Origin of the sequence: Nonomuraea sp. NPDC059023 (assembly GCF_042740095.1) — a bacterium.
GTDB lineage: Bacteria > Actinomycetota > Actinomycetes > Streptosporangiales > Streptosporangiaceae > Nonomuraea.
In genome coordinates, this window is record NZ_JBHYIO010000025.1 from 61,341 (window position 1) to 83,394 (window position 22,054).

Consider the following 22,054-nt stretch of genomic DNA (forward strand, 5'->3'; position numbering starts at 1 on the left):
TACGCAGCTCAGCGGGTTTCCTGAGAATCCGCTGAATCCCCGTGCCAGCGGGCCTCGCGCATGTCGACACGGTCGCCGCGCAGCGGGGTGCCCTCCTCGCGCCAGTGCGTCAGGCAGCGTTCCTCGTGGTCAGGGGCACCGGTGCCGTCGGAGTGGACCACCCGCCACCAGGGCACGCCGCCACCCCACGTGGACATGACCCGGCCGACCTGGCGGGGTCCGCCCTCGCCCAGATACTCGGCGATGTCGCCGTAGGACATGACCATGCCGGGCGGGATCCGCTCGACGACGTCGAGGACCCGTTCGGCGTAGGGGTTCACCATGAATCGGGTCCCGCGGCGACGATCTCGTCGAACTTGCCGATCTCGGCGGCGTTCCCGTTGGCGATCACCTCGACCACGCCGTCGGTCAGCGCGTAGACCTCGCCGTCCTCGCCGACCAGTCGGCCGCCGAGCACGGACGACAGCCGGACGAGTTGCGCCACGTGCCAGTCGGAGCCGGGCTCGCCGACGATCTCGCCGCGCCAGCGGCCGACGGTATGGGCGTCGCCGCCGTGTTTGGCGCGGATCTCCTCCGCTGCGCTCAGCTCGAATCCGGCCGGCGCGATCGCCTTCGCGAGCTCCGCGAACGCCAGTGGCGACTCACGAACCACGCGTAGCTCGTATCCCATGACGCGCGACCATAGCGGATCTTTACCGCTTGCGCTGATTGAGCACGATGATCGCGCCGCAGAAGGTGACGAGGGCCAGGATGACGCCGGCGCCGTACAGCCAGAGGCGCCACGGGTCGGGGCCGGGCGGGGACGGCTGGGGCGACTCCTCGCCCTCGCCGAAGTGCCGGCCCGAGGGCATGTCGACCTCGCGCCGCTGGCCGGAGAGCTGCTGGGCGGCGTTGAGCGCGGCGGCCGCGTCCACGGTGCCGAATCCGACCTTCTCGTCGTAGCCGGCGGCGGGCCTGCCGCGGGCGCTCAGGGCGATGGCCTGCGACACCTGCGCGGGCGACATCTGCGGATATTTCGACTTAATCAGGGCGGCGACCCCCGCCACCAGCGCCGTCGCCGAACTCGTGCCCGACGACAGCTCGTAGTCGCCCTGGCCCTTCACCACCGGCACCTCCACGCCCGGCGCCGCCACCAGCACCGACAGGTTGTCGCTGCTGAACGACGCGCGCCGGCCCTGCCGGTCCACCGCGCCCACGCCGATCACGCCCGGATACCCGGCGGGGAAACTCCAGTAGGAAGTGCTGTTGTCCTTGGCGTACTTGCTCTGCCCGTCGTTGCCCACGGCCGCGACCAGCACGACGCCTTTGCCCAGCGCGTACGACACCGCCTCACGCTCCGACTTGTGCGGCCCGTAGGCGCCCAGCGACAGGCTCACCACCTTGGCGCCGTGGTTGGCCGCGTAGCGGATCGCCCTGGCCAGCGGGCTTTCCCGGCTGCCCGACTGCTCCTGGGCGGGCGGCAGGAAGTTCGGGCTGTCCTCCTCCTCGGGCAACGGCAGCGACAGGATCTTCGCCTCCGGCGCCACGCCCACCAGCCCGCCGTCGGCGCCGGAACCGGCGATCAGCGCGGCCATGGCGGTCCCGTGCCGGCCCGGCGGCAGGTGACGGTCGAGCGCGGGCTCGGTCATGTCGGGGCCGACGGTGACCTTGTCCTTCAGCTCCTTGATCTTCGTGTCCACGCCGCTGTCGACGACCGCGACCATGACGTCGGCGCCCTTGGTGAGGGTCCACGCCTGCTCGACGTTGAGCGCGTCCAGGACCCACTCCTGCTGGGTGCGGACGGGCGGCGGCGCCGTACCCGAGAATGCGAGCGCGGCGGCCGTGAGCAGGCGGACGGCGCTCAGCACACGTTCCCCTGCGTGCAGGGCGGGACCGCGGGCGGGTCGGCGAGGAAGTAGGCGATCTGGTTCCCGATCGACTTGGCGGCGGGCCAGAGCTCGCTGTGCAGAATCTCCTCAGGGGGTACGGCGGCGCGCGTGCGGCCGTCCACGTAACCGGCGGTGGAGAAGACGATGTACGGCCCGGCCCCCACCCAGGCGTTGCGCTGGCGCTGCTCGACCCCGAAGCGCTCGGTCACCGTGCCGGGGAAGGCCACGGGCAGCACCCCCACCCGGTCGTCCAGCGTGAGCTGCTCGGTCACCGAGGCCCGCGACTCCTCGTCCTTCAGCACCGCGACCCCGACCGTGATGACGAACGAGGAGGTCTGGTCGACGTAGGTGGCACGCAGCACGGCCACGCAGCCGAACTCCGCCAGGACCCCGGCCACCGCCTGGTCGACGGCCTTGTCGCAGCCGGCCTGCGGGGCGATGCCGACGCGCCTGGCGTACTGGGTGGCCTTCTCCAGGCCCAGGTACTTCACCTCTTCGGGAAACACGCCCGTGACGGGCCAGGCCTGCCAGCGGCGGGCGATCTCCTCCTGCTTGTAGCGGTTCTGCTCGGCCACGGTGAGCGGGCGGGCTCGCGTCTCGGAGAACAGGCCGACGGTGCCGGTCAGCACGATGACCGCCGACAGCGCGATGATCCCGGCCAGCAGGGCGCGGAAGATGCTCCGGTAGCGCACGCCCTGCCGGAGCACGGCGGCCTCGGCCCGCTCGCGCACCGCTGTGGCCTTGGCGCCCGTCGCGGGGGGCCATGCGCGCACGCGGGAGCGGCGGCCGGTGGCGGCTCCGAGCGGGTTGTCCCGTCGCGGTGTGTCGCTCCCCCCGGCTCGCGGCAGTCCCGAGCTCGACCTACGTGCCCTCACCACCGCCTCGTTTCCGAACCGATTCTCATTTGTGTCTATTTCGTCCCCCGAGGAGGGGAGATCATGCGTCCACGCCGGGGCGGGATGACGCGTCCTGCTGGGGTATGACGCGTCGTGCCCTTCTTACCAGTGCTACCAGAATGCCGAGCGAGGTGAGGGAGGCGATCGTGCCCGCGGCGGCGATCGCGCCGTAGAGGGTGACGCTGCGGCGGTCGCGGTTGATCACCTGGATCGGCCCGGCGTGGCCGCCGGCCATCGGGCGGGCCGGGTCCTGGGCCTGCGCGCCTTTCGCGGTCTGGGTATGGCCGGCCAGCCTGGCCGCCTCGTCCAGGGAGCCCGCGGCGTTGACGACGCCGAACCCGGTGCCGGTGTCGTAACCGCCCGGAGGCCGCCGGGTGGCGCCCGCGGTGAGGGCCTGGGCAACGAGCGCAGGCGACATATCCGGATATTTGGCCTTAATGAGGGCGGCGACGCCCGAGACCAGCGCGGTCGCCTGCGACGTCCCCTTGCCCACCCAGTACTCGTCGCCGGGCCCCGCGCCCAGAATGTCCACCCCCGGCGCGGCCACCAGCACCGACGGGTTCCAGTTCGAGAACGACGCCCGCCGCAACCCCCGATCCGTCGCCCCCACCGAGACCACGCCGGGAAAGGCCGCCGGATACGAGTACGGCGCGAACCCGTTGGCGTCCGGCTTACGCTGCCCGTCGTTGCCCGCCGCCGCCACCAGCACGACCTTCTTGGAGATCGCGTACCGGATCGCCGCCCGCTCCTCCTTCGTCGCCAGTTCCTTGGAGATCGACATGTTGATCACGTCGGCGCCCTGGTCGACGGCGTAGCGGATGCCCTTGGCCACGACGTCCTCGAAGCGCTCGGCGGTGTTGAACTCCCGGAACCCCGGCTCCTCGTCCTCCAGGATCACCCTGACCGACAGCACCTTGGCCGACGGGGCCACCCCGATGACGCCCCTCCTGCCGCCGGGGCCATGGCCGTGACCGGCGATCAGGGAGGCCATGTAGGTGCCGTGCAGCTTGCGCGGCGGCACGCCCGGCGGGTTGGCGCCCGCGGTGAAATCCCTGCCCGTCACCACCGACCCGGCCAGGTCTCGGTGCCCGGGATCGACCCCCGAGTCCAGCACCGCCACCGTCACCCCGGCGCCCTTGCTGGTCCGCCACGCCTTGGGCAGCCCCAGGGTCTTGATCACCGGCTGCTGACTGCCCCGGATGTCATCGGCCAGCGCCGGTGCGGGCGGCGCCACCAGCAGCCCGGCCACCACCAGCAAGACCCCCCGCCGAACCACCAGCCCCCCACGACCCGTCTCACACCGCACCGTCTCACGGGGGTTCGGCTCGCGTCGGGCGGGGGTGGTGGGGTTCGGGTCGCGTAGGGGCGGGGCCGTACCGCCGGAGGACGGGCTCAGCACCGCCACTCCCTGGCGCCGCACTCGGGCATCCGCGGCTCGCTGAGGTCGGCGAGGATCCGCTCGGACAGCTCGGCGGCGAAGGCGAAGATCGTCGGACGTTGCTCGCCCACCGCGCGCGCCGGCCGCCCGTCCACCTGGCCCGAGGTGGTCAGCACCAGGTACGGCCCCGCCTGCCGCACCGAGCCCGCCTGGCGCACGGCCGAGGTGAAGCGGTCGGTCACCGTTCCCTGGAAGGCGACGGGACGCAGCCCAGGCACCGCCTTGCCACCCTGCGGGAAGGCGGCCTTGGCCCGGGAGGCGCGCAGTTCGTCGGGCAGCGCGACCACGCCGACGGTGACCACCACGCCCTGGAGCGCGTCGATGTAGGTGGCCCGCAGCACGGCCCGGCAGCCGTGGGAGCGCAGCGCCTTGACGGCCTTCTTGTCGACGGCCTGCCGGCAGCCGGTCTGCGGGGAGATGCCGATCCTGGTGGCACGTTCCTGTCCGCCCTGCTCGGCGGAGTACGCGAGGGTGGCGGGGAAGATCTTCCCGGCCTGCCAGGTACGCCAGCGTTCGGACACCTCACGCTTGGCGGCGGCGGCGAGTTCGGCGGCGGTCGGCCCCCTGGACAGCTCGGAGCCCGCCGCGCTGGCCGCCACTCCGGCGGCCACCGCGCAGACCAGAGTCAGCACGGAGGCCACCACGAGGGCGGGCCAGGGGCGGGCGTTGCTCACGGCACCGACCTTAATGCTGGGAACCTAATGCCATCCCCAGATGCCGGACTCAGTATGTCGGCAGGCTGGGGTCTACCGTCTTTACCCAGCTCAGGACCCCTCCACCCACATGCACGGCGTCCGAGAACCCGGCGTTCTTCACGATCGCCAGCGCCTCGGCGCTGCGCGCGCCGGACTTGCAGTGGAGCACGATCCGCTTGTCCTGCGGCAGCTTCTCCAGGGCGGAGCCGTTGAGGAACTCGCCCTTGGGGATCAGCGTGGCGCCGGGGATGGCGACGATCTCGTACTCGCCCTGCTCGCGGACGTCGATGAGGAAGATGTCCTCGCCCTTGTCCTGCATCTCCTTGAGCTCCGCCGCGGTGATCGTGGAGCCGGAGGCGGCCTGCGCGGCCTCGTCGGAGATCGTGCCGCAGAACGCCTCGTAGTCCTCGAGCAGTTCGGTGACCGTCGGGTTCTTGCCGCACAGGACGCACTCGGGGTCCTTGCGGACCTTGACGTCGCGGTACTTCATCTCCAGGGCGTCGTAGATCATCAGGCGCCCGACCAGCGGGTCGCCGATGCCGGTGAGGAGCTTGATGGCCTCGTTGACCTGGATGGAGCCGATGGACGCGCACAGCACGCCCAGCACGCCGCCCTCCGCGCAGGAGGGAACCATGCCGGGAGGCGGGGGCTCCGGGTAGAGGCAGCGGTAGCAGGGGCCGTGCTCGGCCCAGAAGACGCTCGCCTGGCCGTCGAAGCGGTAGATCGACCCCCAGACGTACGGCTTGCCGAGCAGCACCGCGGCGTCGTTCACCATGTAACGCGTGGCGAAGTTGTCCGTGCCGTCGACGATGAGGTCGTAGCCGGAGAAGATGTCCATCACGTTCTCGGTGGTCAGCGCCGCGTTGTGGATCACGACGTCCACCAGCGGGTTGATCTCCTTGACCGTGGCGGCGGCGCTCTCGGCCTTCAGCCGGCCCACGTCGGACTGGCCATGGATGATCTGGCGCTGCAGGTTGGACTCGTCGACGACGTCGAAGTCGATGATGCCCAGCGTGCCGACGCCCGCGGCGGCGAGGTACATCAGCGCGGGCGAGCCGAGGCCGCCCGCGCCCACACACAGCACCTTGGCGTTCTTCAGCCGCTTCTGCCCGGCCATGCCCACATCGGGGATGATCAGATGGCGCGAGTAGCGGCGCACTTCGTCAACGGTCAGCTCGGCGGCCGGCTCGACCAGCGGTGGCAACGACACGTTCTACGCTCCCGTTTCGGGGTTCTTATCTCTCGTAGAAACCTAGCTGGCCAGTGGGGCATTCCCCAATCGCGTCTCACCGATCAGACGGCGCGCCTCCGCGGCCACGACGTCGGGCCGTTCCATCTGCGCGACGTGCCCGACGCGCGGCAGCAGGACCAACCTGACCTGCCTGAACGTACGGCCCGCCTTCTCGGCCATCGCGGGACGGACGAGCCGGTCGAGTTTGCCGTAGATGACCAGGGTGGGAGCGGCGACGCGGGCGGCCTGGTTCCAGAGGTTGCCGGCGCCGCGGCGGAAGTACTCGGCGACGATGCCGCGGGCAGAGCCGATCATCGAGGAGGCGGTGTGCGAGAGGCCGTCTCTGCGGCGCAGTTCCTCGATCGCCTCGCTGAGCCGGTCGGGGTGGACCCTGCCGGCGTCGGCCCAGACCATGGCGAACGTGGCGTTGACCCGCTGGGCGGCGGGGACGAGCGTGAGCTTGCCCGCCACCCATTCTCCGATCCGGGGCGTGGCGGCGGCGGCCACGCGGGCGGGGCCGTACCTCGGCAGGAGGTCGGGGAGTGCGGGTGAGACGAGGGTGAGCGAGCGGACCAGGTCGGGACGGAGGGCGGCGACGCGCACGGCGACGGCGCCGCCGAGCGAGTTGCCGAACAGGTGGGCGGGGCCGAGCTCTTCCAGCAGGCCGATGACGGCGCGGGCGTGGGCGTCGACGGAGTAGTCGCCGTCGGCGGGGGCCGGGGAGTAGCCGGCGCCGGGCAGGTCGAGCGCGTAGCCGGTGACGACGTCCTTGAGCTCGTCCATGAGGTCGGTCCAGTTGGTGGCCGAACCGGCCAGTCCGTGGACGAACACCGCCTTCTCCGGCGCCCCTTCGGGGGTCGAGCGGACATGTACCGGGCCGACCATGCGTCCCGGCCAGTGCGGAATCGGCTGCTGCTTCACGGAAACGCCCCTTCCCTCGGCCCTTCCACGTTAGCCGCCTGCCCGGAGTGCAAGCCACCAATCATGACATTTACGGATAAACCTGTATATACAGTTAAAAACAAGTCGAAGTCACATAAATAGAGAATAAAAGGCATAGATTGCCGTTTATGGGCATGAATGGCTGGAAATCCTGGCAGCAGGATGCCCAGCAAGGTCGCGCCATCTCTGCGGCCGGGGCACACGAGTGCAGACCAACAGGGGGAAGCACGATGTCCAAGTTCAAATCCACGCTCGCGGCGGCGGCGCTCGCGACCGCCCTCGCCGGCGGCACGCTCGCCCTCGGAGCCGCGACCACCACCAGCGCCGCCAGCGCGGCCACCAGCTTCACGACCGCGAAGTCCAAGGGCAAGTTCCACCGCTGCTGGCTCAACGGCAGGAAGTGCTCGTACAAGCTGGAGAGCCACAAGCCGACCGCCCGCTTCTTCGCCGGCCACTGGCGGGCGAACAAGAAGTTCTGCCCCGGCAACAAGTTCAAGAAGGGCGGCGCCGGCTTGTGCGCCAAGGGCCACACGAAGCACTTCCCGAAGAACAAGTGGCTCCAGCAGCGCTGACGCCTTAAGCAGGCAGGCCGCGGAACCCCAGGTTCCGCGGCCTCGTCATGCCTCTTGCCTTCACCGACGTATGCCGACATATCCCCACGGGCCCACCCGAGCGTTTTCTGCACACCCCCCCAAATCGGGACATAGCGTGAGAAGACGTATCAATAAATGCAATCTCAGGGTTTATGAGTGGCAAAACCATCCCGGCCGCAGTTTATGATCATGAATGGTCGGAAATTCTGACAACCAGGATGGCTCTAGAAGTAAGAACCATCCCGGGCATTAGCCAGATAAATCCGGCACAGTGCCTGAAGTTGCAAGAGACCGTCAAGGGGAAGCACATCATGTCCACAGTCAAGAGGATGCTCACGGCCGCTGCGCTCAGCACCGCCCTTGCGGGCGGCGTCCTGGGCCTCGGATCGACCACCGCCGCGAACGCCAGCGCTTCCAGCGCCGGCATCAGCGCCAGCGCCTCCAGCGTCGGCTTCTCGGAGTGGCGCGGTCGCTGCCTCTTCGCCGGCCCCGCGGGCGCCATTCGTCGAGGCCACTACGTCAACAAGGCACACCTCAACTTCAAGCACTGGCGGGGCTGGAGGGTCCACCGCGAGCGCGGCTGCGTTCGCACGCGGCACTTCGTCTGGTAACGAAAGCCACCCGCAATAGAAAAAGGGGGCCCCAGGAAATGGGGCCCCCTCCCAACATGTGTGTGGAGACAAATGTTTCCAGCCTGGCGACGGAGCGGCGGAGGAAAGCTGCGCTCAGGCGGATTTCCGGGACTTCCGCTTGCGCGCGGCTTTCTCCGCCTCCTCCTTTTCTTCTTTACCGGAAGAAGCGGATGCGGCCTTCTTGGGCTTGGCGGGCTCGCCCCGTTCACGCTTGGCGGCCTCGACGCTGGCCCGCAGGGCGGCCATGAGGTCCACGGCGGGCCCGGCCTCCTCCTCGCCACCCGGAGGCGCGATGACTTCCTTGCCCGCGACCTTCGCCTCGATCACCTGCTGCAGCGCTTCGCGGTAGGTGTCGTGGTACTCGGTCGGGTCGAAGTCCGCCTCCATCGTGGTGATGAGCGACTCGGCCATCTTGAGCTCCTGCGGCCGTACGTCGATGTCCTCTTCGAGGAAACCGAAGTCGGGCGTACGGATCTCGTCGGGCCAGAGCATCGTCTCCAGCACGAACACCCCGTCGCGCACCCGCAGCGTGGCCAGCGACTCACGCTGGCGCAGCGCCACCTTCACCACCGCCACCTGCCCGGAACTCTCCAGCGCGGTCCGCAGCAGCACGTACGGCTTGCCACCCTGCCCGTCGGGCTCCAGGTAGTAGGACTTGGCGAAGTAGATCGGGTCGATCTGGTCGGCCGGCGCGAACTGCAGCACGTCGATCCGCCGCGAGGTCGTCAACGGCAGGTCCTCGAAGTCCTCGTCGGTGAGCACGACGATCTCGCCCGTCGCCAGCTCGTACCCCTTGGCGATGTCGGCGTAGGCCACTTCCTCACCGTCGATCGTGCACACGCGCTTGTAGCGGATCCGGCCGCCGTCCTCGCGGTGCACCTGGTGGAAGGTGACGTCCTTCTGCTCGGTCGCGGAGTAGAGCTTCACCGGGATCGTGACCAGCCCAAACGAGATCGCACCTTTCCATATGGCGCGCATGGGCACTCCTCATCGATAGCAGGGCTCACCGTATGGGCACATACCCGTCATGGGCCAACCAATGCCATACCCGGTCGAACCTATGCTCGCCATGGCCGGGGATCTTCCCGCAGAACGCGAGCTGTACGGGCTCGAGGTCAAGTGGGACGGCATCCGGGCGCTCATCCACCTCGACGGCGGGCTGCGCGTCTCCGGCCGGCACGGCGCCGAGTACACCCGCCGCTACCCCGAGATCTCCTCCTACGGCCTGCGCGGCGTCATCATCGACGGCGAGGTCGTCGCCCTCGACCACCGGGGGCTGCCCAGCTTCGAACGCCTCCAGCGGCGCATGCACCTCACCGATCCGGAGCCCAGGATGCTGGAGCTCTACCCGGTGACGTACATGCCCTTCGACCTGCTCTACCTGGACGGCACGCCGCTGTTCGACCTGCCCTACCGCGACCGGCGGGCGCTGCTCGACGAGCTGGACATCGGGGCGCCGCCGTACTTCCCCGGAGATTCCGACCTGCTCGGCGCCACGCACGAGCAGGGCCTTGAGGGGGTCGTCGCCAAGCGGCTCGACTCGCCCTACCGGCCGGGCGTGCGCACGCCGTGGTGGGTCAAGGTCAAGAACCTGAGCACGCGCGAGGTCGTCGTCTGCGGCTGGAAGCCGGGCAAGGGCCGCCGGGCGGGCGGGATCGGCTCGTTGCTCATGGGCGTGTTCACCGGGGAGGGGCTCACCTACGTGGGGCACGTCGGGACCGGGTTCACCGAGGCCACGCTGGACGAGCTCCTCGCGATGCTGCGTCCGCTGGAGATCGCGCGCAGCCCGTTCGTCAATCCGGTCCCGTGGCGCAATCACTGGGTTAGACCCGAACTGGTCGGGGAGGTCGCCTACACGATGGTGACCGATGAGATACGGCTGCGACACCCGGTCTGGCGGGGGCTGCGACCGGACAAGATACCCGCGGAGGTACAGCTGTGAGCTCCAAGACGCCCGTGCGGGTGGACGGGCGCGAGCTCGTCCTGAGCAACCTCGGCAAGGTGCTCTACCCCGAGGTCGGCTTCACCAAGGCCGAGGTCATCGACTACTACTCGCGGATCGCCCCCGTCCTGCTCCCGCACCTGGAGGGCCGCCCGCTCACCGTCAAGCGCTACCCGAACGGCGTGGACGGCAAGTACTTCTTCGAGAAGAACGCGCCCGGCCACGTCCCCGACTGGCTCAGGCGCGTCACCCTGCCCGTCCCCGGCAGCGGCATGAACCGCGACACCATCGACTTCGCCGTCATCGAGGACCTGCCCAGCCTCGTCTACTACGCCAACCTGGCCGCGCTCGAACTCCACGTACCCCAGTGGCGCGTGACCGAGGACGGCGCGGCGATCGACCCCGACACCCTCGTCTTCGACCTCGACCCGGGCCCCCCTGCCACGATCGTCGAGTGTTGCCGGGTGGCGCTCATGCTGCGCGAGGTGCTCGCCGCCGACGGCCTCACCGCCCGTCCCAAGACCAGCGGGAACAAGGGCATGCAGCTGTACGCCGCGTGGGACGGCAGGCAGGAGCCCTCGGCCTACGCCAAGGACCTGGCCAGGCTCCTGGAGAAGGAGGCGCCCAAGCTCGTGGTCAGCGTGATGACCAGGAAGGCCAGGCCCGGCAAGGTCTTCATCGACTGGAGCCAGAACAACCCGGCCAAGACCACCGTCGCGCCGTACTCCCTGCGCGCCAGGCAGCGCCCGACGGTCTCGACACCGCTGCTGTGGCCGGAGGTCGAAGCCTGCGAAAGCCCGGACGACCTGGTGTTCACCTCAGCCGACGTACTCGCCCGCGTGGAGGAACATGGCGACCTTTTCACCTGAGCGTAGGCTGGATCCGTCCACACAGGAAAAGGGGACCTGAGATGTCGGAGATGGACGTACGTGGGGACGACCTCCCCTTCGACGAGGATGACGAGCTTTCGCCGGAGGCGCCGGAGGCCGACGCCGCCGAACAGCGCCGCCGGCTGCGCGACGAGGCGGGCAACGACCGGCGCGGGGAGTACCCGATCGACGTCGACCCGGGAGACGCCGCCGAGCAGGACCGCGTCGTCACCTACGACGATGACGACGACTATCGCTGACGCCAGCGCCCGCGGGGCGGTTACCCGCACGTAGGATGTCCCAACCCGGATGTTCGAAGACCACTGGAGACGCGCGTGACCGCTACCCCGGACGCCAAGCCCCGGGGCACCCGGCTGCCCCGACTCGCCCGCCGCCGGCAGCTGCTCAGCGCCGCGCAGGAAGTGTTCGTCGAGAACGGCTACCACGCGGCCGCCATGGACGAGATCGCCGATCGGGCGGGCGTCAGCAAGCCGGTGCTCTACCAGCACTTCCCCGGCAAGCTGGAGCTGTACCTCGCGCTGCTCGACCTCCACGTCGACGACATGGTGGGCCGCTGCCGCGAGGCCCTGGCCTCCACCCACGAGAACAAACTGCGCGTGCAGGCCACCTTCAGCGCCTTCTTCGACTTCGTCTCCAGCCAGGGTGAGGCGTTCCGGCTGGTCTTCGAGTCCGACCTGCGCAACGTGGCCCCGGTCCGCCAGCGGGTGGAGCGCTCGCTGCGCGAGTGCGCGGAGATGGTCAGCGCCGTGATCCAGGAGGACACGGGCTGCTCCAGCGAGGAGGCGCACCTGCTGGGCGTCGGCCTGGTGGGCATGGCCGAGGTCAGCGCCCGCTACTGGGTGACCACGCACGGCTCGATCCCCAAGGACGCCGCCGAGCAGCTGATGGCGCGGCTGGCCTGGCGCGGAATCAGCGGTTTCCCCCGCACGACGTAGGACCGCGGCGACGTGTCCCGTACGGCGTGGAGTTTTCCGCGTACGGCGTAACCCGTTCGCTGGGCGCGATTACCGGCGTTTCCGTGGAGCGGAGCGACGACGATGGATCCAGGCCCGTCGAAAGGGAGCACCACGATGGAAGTCAAGATCGGCGTACGTTCCGTACACCGTGAGATCGTTGTCGAAACCGACCTCACCGCCGAACAGGTGGAAGACGAGATCAGAAACGCCCTGGCCGCCGAGCGTGGCGTCTTCGCCCTCACCGACGCGAAGGGCAGGCGCGTCATAGTCCCCGTGGCCGCGCTCGGCTTCGTCGAGATCGGCGAGGACGAGCAGCGCCCGGTCGGCTTCGGCGGCACGCTCTAGCCGATTGGTACTCCACCGTCCGTGTGGGGGGCGGCTCACCGCCTCCCACACGTCACGGGCGCCATCGGCACCAGCGGCCGCGCCGTCGCGGCAGGGGCGCATGTCGTAGGTCCACAGCGGGGCACTGGGCACTCTGACGGCGCATCACGGGTCGTGCGGTCCAGCGGTTCTGCGCGCATCTGGTCAAGCAGCTGCCGTAGCGGCGCGTGGCCCTCATGACCGCACGGTACAACCGTTTCATACCCTCGCGCCGCCCTAAGCGCAGGATCAGATGCCCAGCGCGGCCATCCGCTTGCCGTGCTGCTCGGTCAGGCGGGCGAACAGGCGGGAGATCTCCGCCTGGTCGTCGGCCACAGCCTCCACGAGCAGCTGCGCCAGCTCCGGACGGGCGGCGGCCACCCGCTGGCCCTGGCTGAGAGCCTCGCCGACCAGGCGACGGGCCCACAGGGCGAGCTTGCCCGCGACCGACGGGTCGGCGGCGACGGCGGCGCGTACCCGCTCGACGGCGAACTCCGAGCGCTCCTGGTCGGCGACGACCTCGTCGACCAGCCGGGCGATCGACGGGTCCAGGTGGCGGGCGGCCTCGCGGTAGAAGTCCAGGGCGATACCGGTGCCCACGTACGCCTTGACCAGCGCCTCCAGCCAGTCGCCCGGCCGGGTCTGGGTGTGCCAGCCGTCCAGGGCCTCGACGAAGGGCGCCATGGCCAGGTCGGGGTCGGCGCCGAGTTCGATGAGCTTGTCGCGGACGAGCTGGAAGTGTCCGAACTCGGACACGGCGAGCTCGCTCAGCGCGGCCCGGTCGCTCAGTGTCGGTGCGAACTGCCCGGCATCTTCGGTGAGTTGCAGGAAGGCGCTCAACTCCGCATAGGCCAGTACACCAAGGAGATCCGCGACACCAAGGGACTCATTCATGAAAGGCAGCGTACTTCGGGAACATCCGCAAACTCGGCCAGCGTTGTGGTATCGAGTACACTGCTCTGTGAAAGTGCGACCGCACTGTGTGAATTCGGGGGGTTCTCTCCCGATGCTCCCCGCTCCCCGGGCCTGCGGTCGCGATGACGCGAGAGGGCTGGCTCTACCGCGAGGACCCTGGTTACCGACCCGCTGGTCCCGGCAGGCCCGCCTTCATTTGAGACTGAGGCAGGCCACGCTGACGACTTTCCGAGACCTCGGAGTCACACCAGAGATCGCTGATGCGCTCGAGACCGAGGGCATCATCCAACCGTTCCCGATTCAGGAGATGGCGCTTCCGCTCGCACTGAGCGGCCAGGACGTCATCGGCCAGGCCCGTACGGGCACCGGCAAAACCTACGCGTTCGGCATCGCGATGCTGCAGAGCATCGGCAAGCCGCGCAAGAACCGCAAGAAGCCGCGCGGCCTCGTCGTCGTGCCCACCCGCGAGCTGGCCATCCAGGTCAGCGAGGACCTCGTGACCGCCGCGGGCAAGCTCGGCTCCCGCGTGCTCACCGTGTACGGCGGGCGCGCGTACGAGCCGCAGATCGAGGCCCTGAAGGCCGGCGTCGACGTCATCGTCGGCACCCCCGGCCGGCTGCTCGACCTCGTCAAGCAGAAGCACCTCGACCTCAGCCAGATCGGCTCGCTGGTCCTGGACGAGGCCGACCGCATGCTCGACCTGGGCTTCCTGCCCGACATCGAGCGCATCTTCAAGCTGATCCCGGACGAGCGGCAGACGATGCTGTTCTCCGCGACCATGCCCGGCGAGATCGTCGCCTTGTCGCGCAAGTACCTCAACCGGCCCACCCACGTCCGCGCCGAGCACGACTCCGGCGAGGGCGAGACCACGCCGCAGGTACGCCAGCTCGTCTGGCGCGTGCACCGCATGGACAAGATCGAGATCGTCGCCCGCCTGCTGCAGGCGGACGGCCGCGGTCTGACCATGGTCTTCTGTGAGACCAAGCGCGCCTGCGACATGGTCGCCGAGCAGCTCGACACCCGCGGTTTCGCGGTGGCGGCCGTACACGGCGACCTGGGCCAGGGCCAGCGCGAGCAGGCGCTGCGCGCCTTCCGCAACGGCAAGATCGACGTCCTGGTGGCCACCGACGTGGCCGCGCGTGGCATCGACATCGACGACGTCACCCACGTGGTCAACTACGACGCCCCCACCGACGACAAGACCTATGTCCACCGCGTCGGCCGTACCGGCCGCGCGGGCAAGACGGGCATCTCGGTCACGTTCGTCGAGTGGGAGGAGCTGACCCGCTGGAAGATGATCAACAACATGCTCGGACTCGACTTCGCCGAGCCCGAGGAGACCTACTCCACCTCACCCCACGTCTTCACCGAGCTGAGCATCCCCGAGGGCACCAAGGGCGTGCTGCCCCACGCCAGCCGCTCCCGGGCCGGCCTCGCGGCCGAGCAGCTCGAAGACCTGGGCGAGATCGGGAAGTCCCGCCTCAGAAGCCGTCGCAAGGACGAGCGTGACGGCCGCAAGGACGAGCGCGAAGAGCGCCCGCCCCGCGCGCCGCGCCAGCGCCGTCGCACGCGGGCCGGCCGTTCGGCCGAGGAGACCACCGAGGTCGCGGAGACCGTGGAGACTGTGCAGATCGTGGAGGGCGAGAGCATGGACAGGCGCCGCCGGCCGCGCAGGAGCGAGGAGACTCCGGCCATCATCTCTCACGACGAGATCGCCGCCGTGGCCGCCGAGCCGGTCGCCGGTGACGTACTCGCCGAGGTGGAGGAGGCCGTCAGGCCCGCTCGCCGTACCCGCGCCCGTGGGGGTGCGGCCGAGGCCATCGGCAGCGCGCTCACCCAGGCCCGCCCCGTCGTGGAGCAGGCGCAAGAGCCCGAGCCGGAGCCCGAGCGGGCACCGGAGCGCGCGCCCGAGCGCGTGCAGGAGGTCCGTGTGGAGCACGAGCGCATCATCCCGCCCAACCCGTTCACGGTGATCTTCCAGTCACCCGACCTGGCCACGGACGACGACGACATCGCCCCGTCCGCGGCCTCGGAGCGCCAGGCCCAGCGCCGCGGCAACCGCGGCCCGCGTGGTGGCGGTGGTGGCGGCGGCAACAACCGCCGCCGGGCAGGCTAGCCTCACCGCCGATCCCAGGCGCGCGTCCTTCCGGGACGCGCGCCTTTTTTCTTTCCTGTACGGCGTCCGCCGCCGGTAAGAACCGCCCCGCTCCCGTCATTACCCGGTGAACGACGTCGAAAGGGCGCAGGTGCTGGATGAGAAGGAGTTCGCCGCTCTCTACGACGCCACGCATCCCAGAGTGTTCGCCTACGCGGTGAGCCGGTGCGGGCGTCAGCTGGCGGAAGAGGTGGTGAGCGAGACATTCGCGGTGGCCTGGCGGCGCCGCGCCGACATTCCCCGGCGCGCGGTGCTCCCGTGGCTGCTGGGGGTCGCGCGGAACGTCACGCGCGAGCTCTACCGCGACGAGGTGCGCCAGGCCGCGCTGGAGAACGCGCTGCGCGGCTGGGCCAAGGAGGTCACCGGCGACGTGGCCGACGAGGTGGCGCGGCGCTCCGCGGTCCTGTCCGCCCTGGTCGAGCTGAGCGACGAGGACAAGGAACTGCTCACGCTCGTCTCGTGGCACGGGCTGTCGTCGGCGCAGGCGGCCCGGGTGGTGGGGTGCTCGGTCTCGGCCTTCTTCGTCCGGCTGCATCGGGCCAGGCGGCGCTTGGAGGCGGCTCTGCTCGTTGCGAAGGAGGAGGAAACGTGCGGCGGACGGTGATGCGGACACTGGCCGAGGCCAGGCCGGACGATCTCGACCCGGTCCCGGGCGGCGGGGTGCGGGTTCCCGGCAGAAGGCGCGGGGCCGGGTGGACGGCGGTGGTGGCGGTCGCGGTCGTGGTGGCCGCGGTGGTGGCGGTCCCCAGGCTGTGGATGGACGCGCGCGAGACGACCGCCACGCCGGCGGGAACGCTGGACGTCGCGGCCGAAGCGGCCCGGCGGCAGGCCCCCGTCCCCGAGGGGAACTACTGGAGGGTCACGACGCTGATCTCCTCGGAGGAGAGCACGGGACGGTACCGGGTCAAGGTCAGCTCCAGGACGGAGCGGTTCCTGCCCAGGGATCCGGCCGCGTTCCAGTTGCTGGCCCTGACCGGCCTGCACACCCGGCCGCTGACCGCGAAGGACGCCGCTGCCTGGCGTGCTGCGGGCTCCCCCCGGTTGTGCGGTGACGACACCGACTGCGAGAACGACACCTCCCCCCAGGGCCGCCACCGCTACACCGCGATGCCGAGCCTGTGGCCGCTGGACGACAGCGGGCTGACGCTGCCGCTGAGCCGGCTGGCGGAGTTGCCCGTGGAGCCGGAGGCGCTGCGGGAGCGGCTGCTCGCCCTCTGGCCCGCCTACCAGGAGAGGATGAAGGACTGGCCGCCCGCTCCGAAGGGCGCCTCGCTGCCGACCAGGGAAGGGTGGTTGTGGAGCCTGTCGCTGGATCTGCTGGAGACGCCGATCTCCGGCGGGACGCGGGCGGCGCTGTACCAGATGCTGGAGGGCCTGCCGGGCGTGCGCGGGCTCGGCCGCGTCACCGACGCCGCCGGCCGGCCGGGCGCGGCGCTCGCGATGGGCGGCACGCGGCTCATCGTCTCCGAGGAGAACGGGCAGGTGCTCGCCCGGCAGGAGACCGAGGCGTCCGGGCGGGTCGTCAACGCCGTCCTGTTCCAGGGGGCCACGTGGGTCGACACGTTGCCCTCGTTGCCCAAGGGGTGCCCGAAGGTGCCGGACCGCGACACGGACTGTGTCGGGTGAGGTCAGAGGGTGATGCGCACGACCGGGCGGGTCGGGGTTTCGTGACCGGTGAGGGGGCCAGCCGGGTGTAGTCCTCGCGGGGCGCCAGCGCCACCCCGCCGTACGCCCCGTTGGGCCCGAAGACGCTCACCTCGTCCGCCCACGAGTCCGCGGGCCGGATCTCAACCTTGCTCATACCTCACAACTCCCCAGAACTCGCACCGGCGTACCGGGTTAGCCGGTGTTGTCGCCTTGACCTCTGGGTATTGTTGCCCCACGTGAGTACGCCGCGATTCCTCAACCTGCCACCTGGCGTCGCCCCGCAGCGCATCGAGACGCCGCTGGGCGCGTTCGCGGCCCTGGAGGCACTACCGGTGAGCGGCGTCGTGGAGCGCTGGCCGGCGCTGCTGGTGCCAGGGCTGACCGGGAGCAAGGAAGACTTCATCGCGGTCATGCAGACGCTGGCGCAGTCGGGCCGCCGGGTGCTGGCGATCGACCTTCGCGGGCAGTACGAGACGCCCGGCCCCGACGACCCCGAGGCCTACACCTGCGGCGCGCTCGGCGCCGACGTCGACGCCATCGCGCAGGCGATCGGCCATGGCGAGCCGGTCCACCTGGTCGGCCACTCCTTCGGCGGGCTGGTGGCGCGCGAGGCGGTGATCGACGGGCGGACCAAGTTCGCCTCGTTCACGCTCATGAGCTCGGGCCCCTCGGCGATCACCGGGCAGCGCGCCCACAACGGCCGCAAGATCATGAAGGATCTCCCCGAGCACGGTCTCGAACACATCTGGCACACCAGGATCGAACCCGAGGCGCTGGCCAACGGCGTTCCCGACGAGATCGTGACGTTCCTGCGCAAGCGGCTGCTGGCCAACTCGCCGACGGGCCTGGCCCGGATGGCCGAGGAGGTGCTGTCCATGCACGACCGCACCGAGGAACTGCGCCAGATCGAGGTGCCGACCCTCGTGCTGTTCGGCGAGCACGACGACGGCTGGCCCGCGGACGTCCAGCGTCACATGGCGGCCAGGCTCGGCGCGGAGCGCATGGTGGTGCCGGGCGCGGTCCACTCCCCCTCCGTGGAGGCCCCGGAGACGACCGCGCAGGCCCTCGTGAGGTTCTGGAACGCCGCCGAGTCGGCATCTTGGACATAGGATCCAATGCCATGTAATTATCTACTTACTATGGCGAGCATCGAAGAGACCGTCGTCCAGCGGCCACAGAGCGCCACCTGGCAGGTCCACCTCGACCGGTGCATGTGGGTGGGCGGCGTACGCGGGCTCATGCTCCAGGCGCTCCACCCGCTGGCCATGCGCGGCGTCTGGCAGAACTCCAACTTCCAGGACGACCCCTTCGGCCGCCTGCGCCGCACCGCGGACTTCGTCGGCCGCACCACGTTCGGCACCCCGGCCGAGGCAGACGCGATCGGCCGCCGCGTGCGCGACATCCACCGCTCGCTGCGCATCACCGACGAGGGCCGCACGCACCGCGTGGACGACCCCGAGTTGCTGCTCTGGGTGCACTGCGCGGAGGTCTCCTCCTACCTTGAGGTGGTACGGCGGGGCGGCCTCGCCCTCACCGACCGCCAAGCCGACCAGTACCTCCGCGAACAGCGCAAGAGCGCCGCCTACGTCGGCCTGCACCCGGAGGACGTGCCCGGCTCGCAGGCGGAGATGGCCGCCTACTTCAAGGAGATCCGCCCCAAGCTGCGCGTGATCGAGGAGTCGGCCGCCACCGTACGCTTCCTGCTCTGGCCCCGGCTGCCCAAGGAGATGCGGATGCTCTCACCGGGCAAGCCGGTCTATTTCCCCTTCGGCGCCCTGTGCTACTACACGCTGCCGTCGTGGGCACGGAGCATGTACCGCACGCTGCCCGAGGCGCCGCAGGCGGCGGTGACCGCGGGGCTGCGGGCGTTCAGCCTGGCCATGAACGCGTTGCCGGAGCCGGTGCACGACCGCGCGTTCATGCCGTCGACCCGGCGGATGCTGCACGCCTCGCGCGACCGGCTCGGCGTACTCGGCTACGACGTGCGCAAAGGGCTCAAGGGCCTGACGGATCCGCGGCGCTGGGCGGCCGCTTGAGCTCCCGGTAGACGAACGGCTTCTCCTTGGCGCTCAGCCGGGTGATCAGGTGGTGGTCGGGCGAGAGGCTGCAGGCCGGGTCGGTCCTGGCGGCGTCGCCGGTCAGCGCGTACGTCTGGCAGCGGCAGCCGCCGAAGTCGAGCTCCTTGCGCGGGCAGCTCGCGCACGGCTCGGCCATCCAGGCGGTGCCGCGGTAGGCGTTGAACGCGGCGGAGTGCTCCCAGATCCAGCTCAGGGCATGCTCGCGGACGTTGGGCAGGTCGAGCGGCAGATCATAGGCGGCGGGACAGGGCAGAACCCGCCCGTCGGGCGCCACGGTGATCGAGATGGCCCCCCACCCGCCCATGCAAGGCTTGGGCACCCCGTCGAAGTAATCCGGAACAACCCAGATCAACTCCACGCCCGTCTTTTCCCGATATTTCGTGACTATCGACTCGGCGCGGGAAAGCTGGTCCCTTGTCGGCAGGAGCGCCTCCCTGTTGAGCAGCCCCCACCCGTAGAACTGCGTGTTGGCCAGCTCGATCCGCTCCGCGCCCCAGGCGATGCCCAGCTCGATCAGGTCCTCGATCCGGTCGAGGTTGTGCCGGTGCAGCACCACGTTGACACCCAGCGGCAACCCCGCCTCCACCACGGCCGCCGCCGCCAGCTCCTTGGCCATGAAGCTCCTGCGCCCGGCGATCCGGTCGGACTCGTCCGGTTGAGCCGCCTGCACCGACAACTGCACGCTGTGCAGTCCGGCCTCGGCCAGCTCCGCCACCCGCCGCCCCGCCAGCCCGACACCGCTGGTCACCAGCTGCGTGAACACCCCGGCCCCGCGCGCCGCCCCGACGATCTCCACCAGATCCCGCCGCAGCAGCGGCTCGCCGCCGGACAGGTGCGCGTGCACGACCCCCAGGGCCGCGGCCTCCTCGAACACCCGGGCCCACTCCCCGGTCTCCAGCTCCGCCGCCCTGGTCACCAGCTCGGTGGGGTTGGAACAGTACGGACACCGCAACGGACACCCATGGGTCAGCTCCGCCAGCATGGCCCAGGGCGGCGCCACCTCCTTCGGCCCCGAAGCGGAGGCGGGCAGGACAGAGGCAGCCGGACCGGGGAGAGGCGGGCGGGAGGTGGGCCGGGTCATTGGAGCCATCCCTCGGCGTGGACCCGGTCCAGGAACTCGGTCACGTCCTCCCCCGCCTCCACAGGAAACTCCGCGACGATCTCCGCCACGGTCCGCTTGCCGTCGCACAGGCCGACGATCTCGGCCGCCTCGTCGTTCAGGACCACGATCCGTTCGGGCACGATGAGCAGTTCGGCCTGCCGTACCGGACAGTGACGCAGCATGGCCGAGCGGGACAGGGCGGGGCGCCAGTCGGTCATCGGTAGGCTCCGTCCACCGCGTCCAGCAGCGCCCACAGGACGTCGCACTTGAAGCGCAGCGCCGCGACCGCCTTCTCCTCGTCCGTACGGCTGCGCGCCCAGTCGAGCACCAGCGCCAGGGCTTCTCCGCTGTCCTGGCGGCCCTGCTGGACGCGGATCTGGAAGTAGCGCAGGCCGTCGGCGTCGATCCACGGGTAGTGCTTCTCGAAGGCGGCGATCCTGGTGCGCATCAGGTCGGGGGCGAACAGTTCGGTCAGCGATGCGGCGACCGCCTCCAGCAGGGTGCCGTGGCGGCACAGGTTGACGTAGCCGTCGACGGCGAGCCGTACCCCGGGAAGGACGCCTTCGCCCGACAGCAGCTCCTTGCGGTCGAGTCCGGCCGCTTCGCCGAGACGGAGCCAGCGTTCGATCCCGCCTTCTCCGGGTGCCTTGCCGTCGTGGTCCTGGATACGGCGCAGCCACGTGCGGCGCAGGTCCGAGGTGGGCAGCTTGGCGAGGATGTGGGCGTCTTTGATGGGGATGTGGCGCTGGTAGTGGAAGCGGTTCAGGATCCAGCCGCGCAGCTCCTCCCGGGACAGCTCGCCCGCGTGCATCCGCAGGTTGAACGGGTGCAGGTGGTGGTAGCGCTGCTCGGGCACCGCCCGGAGCTCGGCCTCGAAGGAGTTCACAGCTCGATCACCATTCCGTCGGCGGCCACCTCGACGCCCAGCTCGGCCAGCACCTTGTGGTGGAGCGCGTCCGGGTCGACGAGGGGGTTGGTGTTGTTGAGATGGGTGTACAGGCAGCGGCCGGGCAGCGCGGCGAGGCGTTCCATGGTGTCCTCGATCGGGAGGTGCCCCATGCCGGTCGCCGTTTTGCTGGATATGCCGGTACGGCGCGGCTCCTCGTCGTCCCAGAACGTACCATCGATGATCACGCAGTCGGCGTCCCTGAACGCGGTGTCCAGCTCCGGTGTCCACACTCCCATGGCGGGCGCGTACACGACGTTCGACGTGCCGTCGGTGAACCTCAGTGCCGAGACCCACGCGCCGTCCGCTTCTTCGGCGGCGGCGTAGCGGGGGCGTTTGGCGGAGACCGGGATGGGTTCGGCGATGGTGTCCATGGGGTGCCAGCGGATGGGGGCATATGGGCGCAGGATCTCCTCGAACGGGCGCAGCGCCCGCCGTACCGGGAGAGTTGCGGCGACGTCCAGGGAGGCGGCCTCGCGCAGCCGCAGGAGCCCGAGCGTGTGGTCGAGTTCGGCGTCGGTGAGCACCACGAGCGGCGCGTGGTCGCGGTCGGGCGCCGACCAGGGGCAGTCCTCGATCTGCGCGGCGATGTCCGGGGTGGCGTTGACGACGGCGACACGGCCGGGGAGCTGGACGGCCAGGCTGGCGTGACGGCGGCGCCAGGCGGGGTGTGCGCGTGCCCCGGCGCAACCGGGACACGCGCAGTTCCACTGGGGTACGCCGCCGCCCGCGGCGGTGCCGAGCACCTGCAGGCGCATGGCGTCC

At 70.2% G+C, this 22,054-nt stretch carries 26 protein-coding genes; 12 read left to right on the forward strand and 14 right to left on the reverse strand.

Going from position 1 to position 22,054, the window contains the following annotated elements; all coding sequences use genetic code 11:
• Positions 1 to 8 precede the first annotated feature (8 nt).
• From ACFWYW_RS35680 to ACFWYW_RS35715, 8 genes are all read right to left on the reverse strand, one after another.
• On the reverse strand, positions 9 to 323 hold the full coding sequence (locus tag ACFWYW_RS35680) for an MGMT family protein (protein WP_379610521.1): 315 nt from the start codon (positions 321 to 323) through the stop codon (positions 9 to 11).
• Positions 317 to 670, reverse strand: coding sequence for a hypothetical protein (locus tag ACFWYW_RS35685; RefSeq protein WP_379610522.1), 354 nt, complete (start codon positions 668 to 670; stop codon positions 317 to 319). The genes ACFWYW_RS35680 and ACFWYW_RS35685 overlap by 7 nt, the downstream gene beginning before the upstream one ends.
• A 22-nt stretch (positions 671 to 692) precedes the next feature.
• On the reverse strand, positions 693 to 1,847 hold the full coding sequence (locus ACFWYW_RS35690) for a S8 family serine peptidase (protein ID WP_379610523.1): 1,155 nt from the start codon (positions 1,845 to 1,847) through the stop codon (positions 693 to 695).
• Complete coding sequence (locus tag ACFWYW_RS35695) at positions 1,841 to 2,641, reverse strand: hypothetical protein (protein WP_379610524.1); 801 nt, start codon at positions 2,639 to 2,641, stop codon at positions 1,841 to 1,843. The genes ACFWYW_RS35690 and ACFWYW_RS35695 overlap by 7 nt, the downstream gene beginning before the upstream one ends.
• A 163-nt stretch (positions 2,642 to 2,804) precedes the next feature.
• Positions 2,805 to 4,040: a S8 family serine peptidase gene (locus ACFWYW_RS35700; RefSeq protein ID WP_379610525.1), complete on the reverse strand. Its 1,236-nt coding sequence runs from the start codon at positions 4,038 to 4,040 to the stop codon at positions 2,805 to 2,807.
• 116 nt (positions 4,041 to 4,156) lie between these two features.
• Positions 4,157 to 4,876, reverse strand: coding sequence for a hypothetical protein (locus tag ACFWYW_RS35705; protein ID WP_379610526.1), 720 nt, complete (start codon positions 4,874 to 4,876; stop codon positions 4,157 to 4,159).
• Between the two features lie 49 nt (positions 4,877 to 4,925).
• Entirely contained in the window at positions 4,926 to 6,107 is a 1,182-nt protein-coding gene (moeZ, locus tag ACFWYW_RS35710) for an adenylyltransferase/sulfurtransferase MoeZ (RefSeq protein ID WP_379610527.1), read from the reverse strand.
• Positions 6,108 to 6,149: 42 nt separating this feature from the next.
• Positions 6,150 to 7,049 carry an alpha/beta fold hydrolase gene (locus ACFWYW_RS35715; RefSeq protein WP_379610528.1) on the reverse strand — a complete coding sequence of 300 codons (900 nt, stop codon included), beginning with the start codon at positions 7,047 to 7,049 and terminating at the stop codon, positions 6,150 to 6,152.
• Between the two features lie 251 nt (positions 7,050 to 7,300).
• Between ACFWYW_RS35715 and ACFWYW_RS35720 the strand changes: the two genes are divergently transcribed.
• Positions 7,301 to 7,642 (forward strand): hypothetical protein, encoded by a 342-nt coding sequence (locus ACFWYW_RS35720; RefSeq protein ID WP_379610529.1) that lies wholly within the window; start codon positions 7,301 to 7,303, stop codon positions 7,640 to 7,642.
• Positions 7,643 to 7,815: 173 nt separating this feature from the next.
• On the forward strand, positions 7,816 to 8,274 hold the full coding sequence (locus ACFWYW_RS35725) for a hypothetical protein (RefSeq protein ID WP_379610530.1): 459 nt from the start codon (positions 7,816 to 7,818) through the stop codon (positions 8,272 to 8,274).
• 114 nt (positions 8,275 to 8,388) lie between these two features.
• On the opposite strand, the gene ACFWYW_RS35730 is transcribed toward ACFWYW_RS35725, so the two are convergent.
• Complete coding sequence (locus tag ACFWYW_RS35730) at positions 8,389 to 9,273, reverse strand: Ku protein (protein ID WP_379610531.1); 885 nt, start codon at positions 9,271 to 9,273, stop codon at positions 8,389 to 8,391.
• Positions 9,274 to 9,364: 91 nt separating this feature from the next.
• Here ACFWYW_RS35730 and ligD (ACFWYW_RS35735) point away from each other — a divergent pair, with 91 nt between their 5' ends.
• The 5 genes from ligD (ACFWYW_RS35735) to ACFWYW_RS35755 all read left to right on the forward strand — a co-directional run bounded on the left by ligD (ACFWYW_RS35735) (position 9,365) and on the right by ACFWYW_RS35755 (position 12,428).
• Positions 9,365 to 10,237 carry a non-homologous end-joining DNA ligase gene (ligD, locus tag ACFWYW_RS35735; RefSeq protein WP_379641173.1) on the forward strand — a complete coding sequence of 291 codons (873 nt, stop codon included), beginning with the start codon at positions 9,365 to 9,367 and terminating at the stop codon, positions 10,235 to 10,237.
• Positions 10,234 to 11,106 (forward strand): non-homologous end-joining DNA ligase, encoded by an 873-nt coding sequence (gene ligD / locus ACFWYW_RS35740; protein WP_379610533.1) that lies wholly within the window; start codon positions 10,234 to 10,236, stop codon positions 11,104 to 11,106. The genes ligD (ACFWYW_RS35735) and ligD (ACFWYW_RS35740) overlap by 4 nt, the downstream gene beginning before the upstream one ends.
• Before the next feature lie 50 nt (positions 11,107 to 11,156).
• On the forward strand, positions 11,157 to 11,366 hold the full coding sequence (locus tag ACFWYW_RS35745; protein WP_379610534.1) for a hypothetical protein: 210 nt from the start codon (positions 11,157 to 11,159) through the stop codon (positions 11,364 to 11,366).
• 75 nt (positions 11,367 to 11,441) lie between these two features.
• Positions 11,442 to 12,062 (forward strand): TetR/AcrR family transcriptional regulator, encoded by a 621-nt coding sequence (locus tag ACFWYW_RS35750; protein WP_184967972.1) that lies wholly within the window; start codon positions 11,442 to 11,444, stop codon positions 12,060 to 12,062.
• A 135-nt stretch (positions 12,063 to 12,197) separates the two neighbouring features.
• A complete protein-coding gene (locus tag ACFWYW_RS35755; RefSeq protein ID WP_379610535.1) occupies positions 12,198 to 12,428 on the forward strand; it encodes a DUF3107 domain-containing protein in 231 nt (76 codons plus the stop codon).
• Between the two features lie 267 nt (positions 12,429 to 12,695).
• Here ACFWYW_RS35755 and ACFWYW_RS35760 read toward each other — a convergent pair whose 3' ends face one another.
• Entirely contained in the window at positions 12,696 to 13,340 is a 645-nt protein-coding gene (locus ACFWYW_RS35760; protein WP_379610536.1) for a ferritin-like fold-containing protein, read from the reverse strand.
• A 328-nt stretch (positions 13,341 to 13,668) separates the two neighbouring features.
• Between ACFWYW_RS35760 and ACFWYW_RS35765 the strand changes: the two genes are divergently transcribed.
• From ACFWYW_RS35765 to ACFWYW_RS35785, 5 genes are all read left to right on the forward strand, one after another.
• Positions 13,669 to 15,477: a DEAD/DEAH box helicase gene (locus tag ACFWYW_RS35765; protein ID WP_379610537.1), complete on the forward strand. Its 1,809-nt coding sequence runs from the start codon at positions 13,669 to 13,671 to the stop codon at positions 15,475 to 15,477.
• Positions 15,478 to 15,583: 106 nt separating this feature from the next.
• The gene (locus ACFWYW_RS35770; protein ID WP_379610538.1) at positions 15,584 to 16,120 is read left to right on the forward strand and encodes an RNA polymerase sigma factor; all 537 of its coding nucleotides are present in this window, start codon (positions 15,584 to 15,586) and stop codon (positions 16,118 to 16,120) included.
• A complete protein-coding gene (locus ACFWYW_RS35775; protein ID WP_379610539.1) occupies positions 16,105 to 17,142 on the forward strand; it encodes a hypothetical protein in 1,038 nt (345 codons plus the stop codon). Before ACFWYW_RS35770 ends, ACFWYW_RS35775 begins: the two co-directional genes overlap by 16 nt.
• 257 nt (positions 17,143 to 17,399) lie before the next feature.
• Complete coding sequence (locus tag ACFWYW_RS35780; protein WP_379610540.1) at positions 17,400 to 18,272, forward strand: alpha/beta fold hydrolase; 873 nt, start codon at positions 17,400 to 17,402, stop codon at positions 18,270 to 18,272.
• Between the two features lie 30 nt (positions 18,273 to 18,302).
• Positions 18,303 to 19,199, forward strand: coding sequence for an oxygenase MpaB family protein (locus ACFWYW_RS35785; protein ID WP_379610541.1), 897 nt, complete (start codon positions 18,303 to 18,305; stop codon positions 19,197 to 19,199).
• Here ACFWYW_RS35785 and pqqE read toward each other — a convergent pair.
• From pqqE to pqqB, 4 genes are read right to left on the reverse strand one after another with little or no spacing between them, the layout of a single operon-like run.
• Complete coding sequence (gene pqqE / locus ACFWYW_RS35790) at positions 19,159 to 20,322, reverse strand: pyrroloquinoline quinone biosynthesis protein PqqE (protein ID WP_379641175.1); 1,164 nt, start codon at positions 20,320 to 20,322, stop codon at positions 19,159 to 19,161. The two genes, ACFWYW_RS35785 and pqqE, sit on opposite strands and share 41 nt — an antisense overlap.
• The gene (gene pqqD, locus ACFWYW_RS35795) at positions 20,319 to 20,561 is read right to left on the reverse strand and encodes a pyrroloquinoline quinone biosynthesis peptide chaperone PqqD (protein ID WP_184967959.1); all 243 of its coding nucleotides are present in this window, start codon (positions 20,559 to 20,561) and stop codon (positions 20,319 to 20,321) included. The genes pqqE and pqqD overlap by 4 nt, the downstream gene beginning before the upstream one ends.
• Positions 20,558 to 21,229: a pyrroloquinoline-quinone synthase PqqC gene (gene pqqC, locus ACFWYW_RS35800; protein WP_379610544.1), complete on the reverse strand. Its 672-nt coding sequence runs from the start codon at positions 21,227 to 21,229 to the stop codon at positions 20,558 to 20,560. Before pqqC ends, pqqD begins: the two co-directional genes overlap by 4 nt.
• Positions 21,226 to 22,047 (reverse strand): pyrroloquinoline quinone biosynthesis protein PqqB, encoded by an 822-nt coding sequence (pqqB, locus tag ACFWYW_RS35805; protein WP_379610545.1) that lies wholly within the window; start codon positions 22,045 to 22,047, stop codon positions 21,226 to 21,228. The genes pqqC and pqqB overlap by 4 nt, the downstream gene beginning before the upstream one ends.
• Positions 22,048 to 22,054 lie beyond the last annotated feature (7 nt).

What these genes read in the sequence shown, in the direction of transcription:
- ACFWYW_RS35680 (WP_379610521.1), bottom strand. Translation starts at nt 323, where the DNA reads ATGGTGAACCCCTACGCCGAACGGGTCCTCGACGTCGTCGAGCGGATC.
- ACFWYW_RS35685 (WP_379610522.1), bottom strand. Translation starts at nt 670, where the DNA reads ATGGGATACGAGCTACGCGTGGTTCGTGAGTCGCCACTGGCGTTCGCG.
- ACFWYW_RS35720 (WP_379610529.1), top strand. Translation starts at nt 7,301, where the DNA reads ATGTCCAAGTTCAAATCCACGCTCGCGGCGGCGGCGCTCGCGACCGCC.
- ACFWYW_RS35725 (WP_379610530.1), top strand. Translation starts at nt 7,816, where the DNA reads ATGAGTGGCAAAACCATCCCGGCCGCAGTTTATGATCATGAATGGTCG.
- ACFWYW_RS35730 (WP_379610531.1), bottom strand. Translation starts at nt 9,273, where the DNA reads ATGCGCGCCATATGGAAAGGTGCGATCTCGTTTGGGCTGGTCACGATC.
- ligD (WP_379641173.1), top strand. Translation starts at nt 9,365, where the DNA reads ATGGCCGGGGATCTTCCCGCAGAACGCGAGCTGTACGGGCTCGAGGTC.
- ACFWYW_RS35745 (WP_379610534.1), top strand. Translation starts at nt 11,157, where the DNA reads ATGGACGTACGTGGGGACGACCTCCCCTTCGACGAGGATGACGAGCTT.
- ACFWYW_RS35755 (WP_379610535.1), top strand. Translation starts at nt 12,198, where the DNA reads ATGGAAGTCAAGATCGGCGTACGTTCCGTACACCGTGAGATCGTTGTC.
- ACFWYW_RS35760 (WP_379610536.1), bottom strand. Translation starts at nt 13,340, where the DNA reads ATGAATGAGTCCCTTGGTGTCGCGGATCTCCTTGGTGTACTGGCCTAT.
- ACFWYW_RS35765 (WP_379610537.1), top strand. Translation starts at nt 13,669, where the DNA reads ATGGCGCTTCCGCTCGCACTGAGCGGCCAGGACGTCATCGGCCAGGCC.
- ACFWYW_RS35785 (WP_379610541.1), top strand. Translation starts at nt 18,303, where the DNA reads ATGGCGAGCATCGAAGAGACCGTCGTCCAGCGGCCACAGAGCGCCACC.
- pqqE (WP_379641175.1), bottom strand. Translation starts at nt 20,322, where the DNA reads ATGACCCGGCCCACCTCCCGCCCGCCTCTCCCCGGTCCGGCTGCCTCT.
- pqqD (WP_184967959.1), bottom strand. Translation starts at nt 20,561, where the DNA reads ATGACCGACTGGCGCCCCGCCCTGTCCCGCTCGGCCATGCTGCGTCAC.
- pqqB (WP_379610545.1), bottom strand. Translation starts at nt 22,047, where the DNA reads ATGCGCCTGCAGGTGCTCGGCACCGCCGCGGGCGGCGGCGTACCCCAG.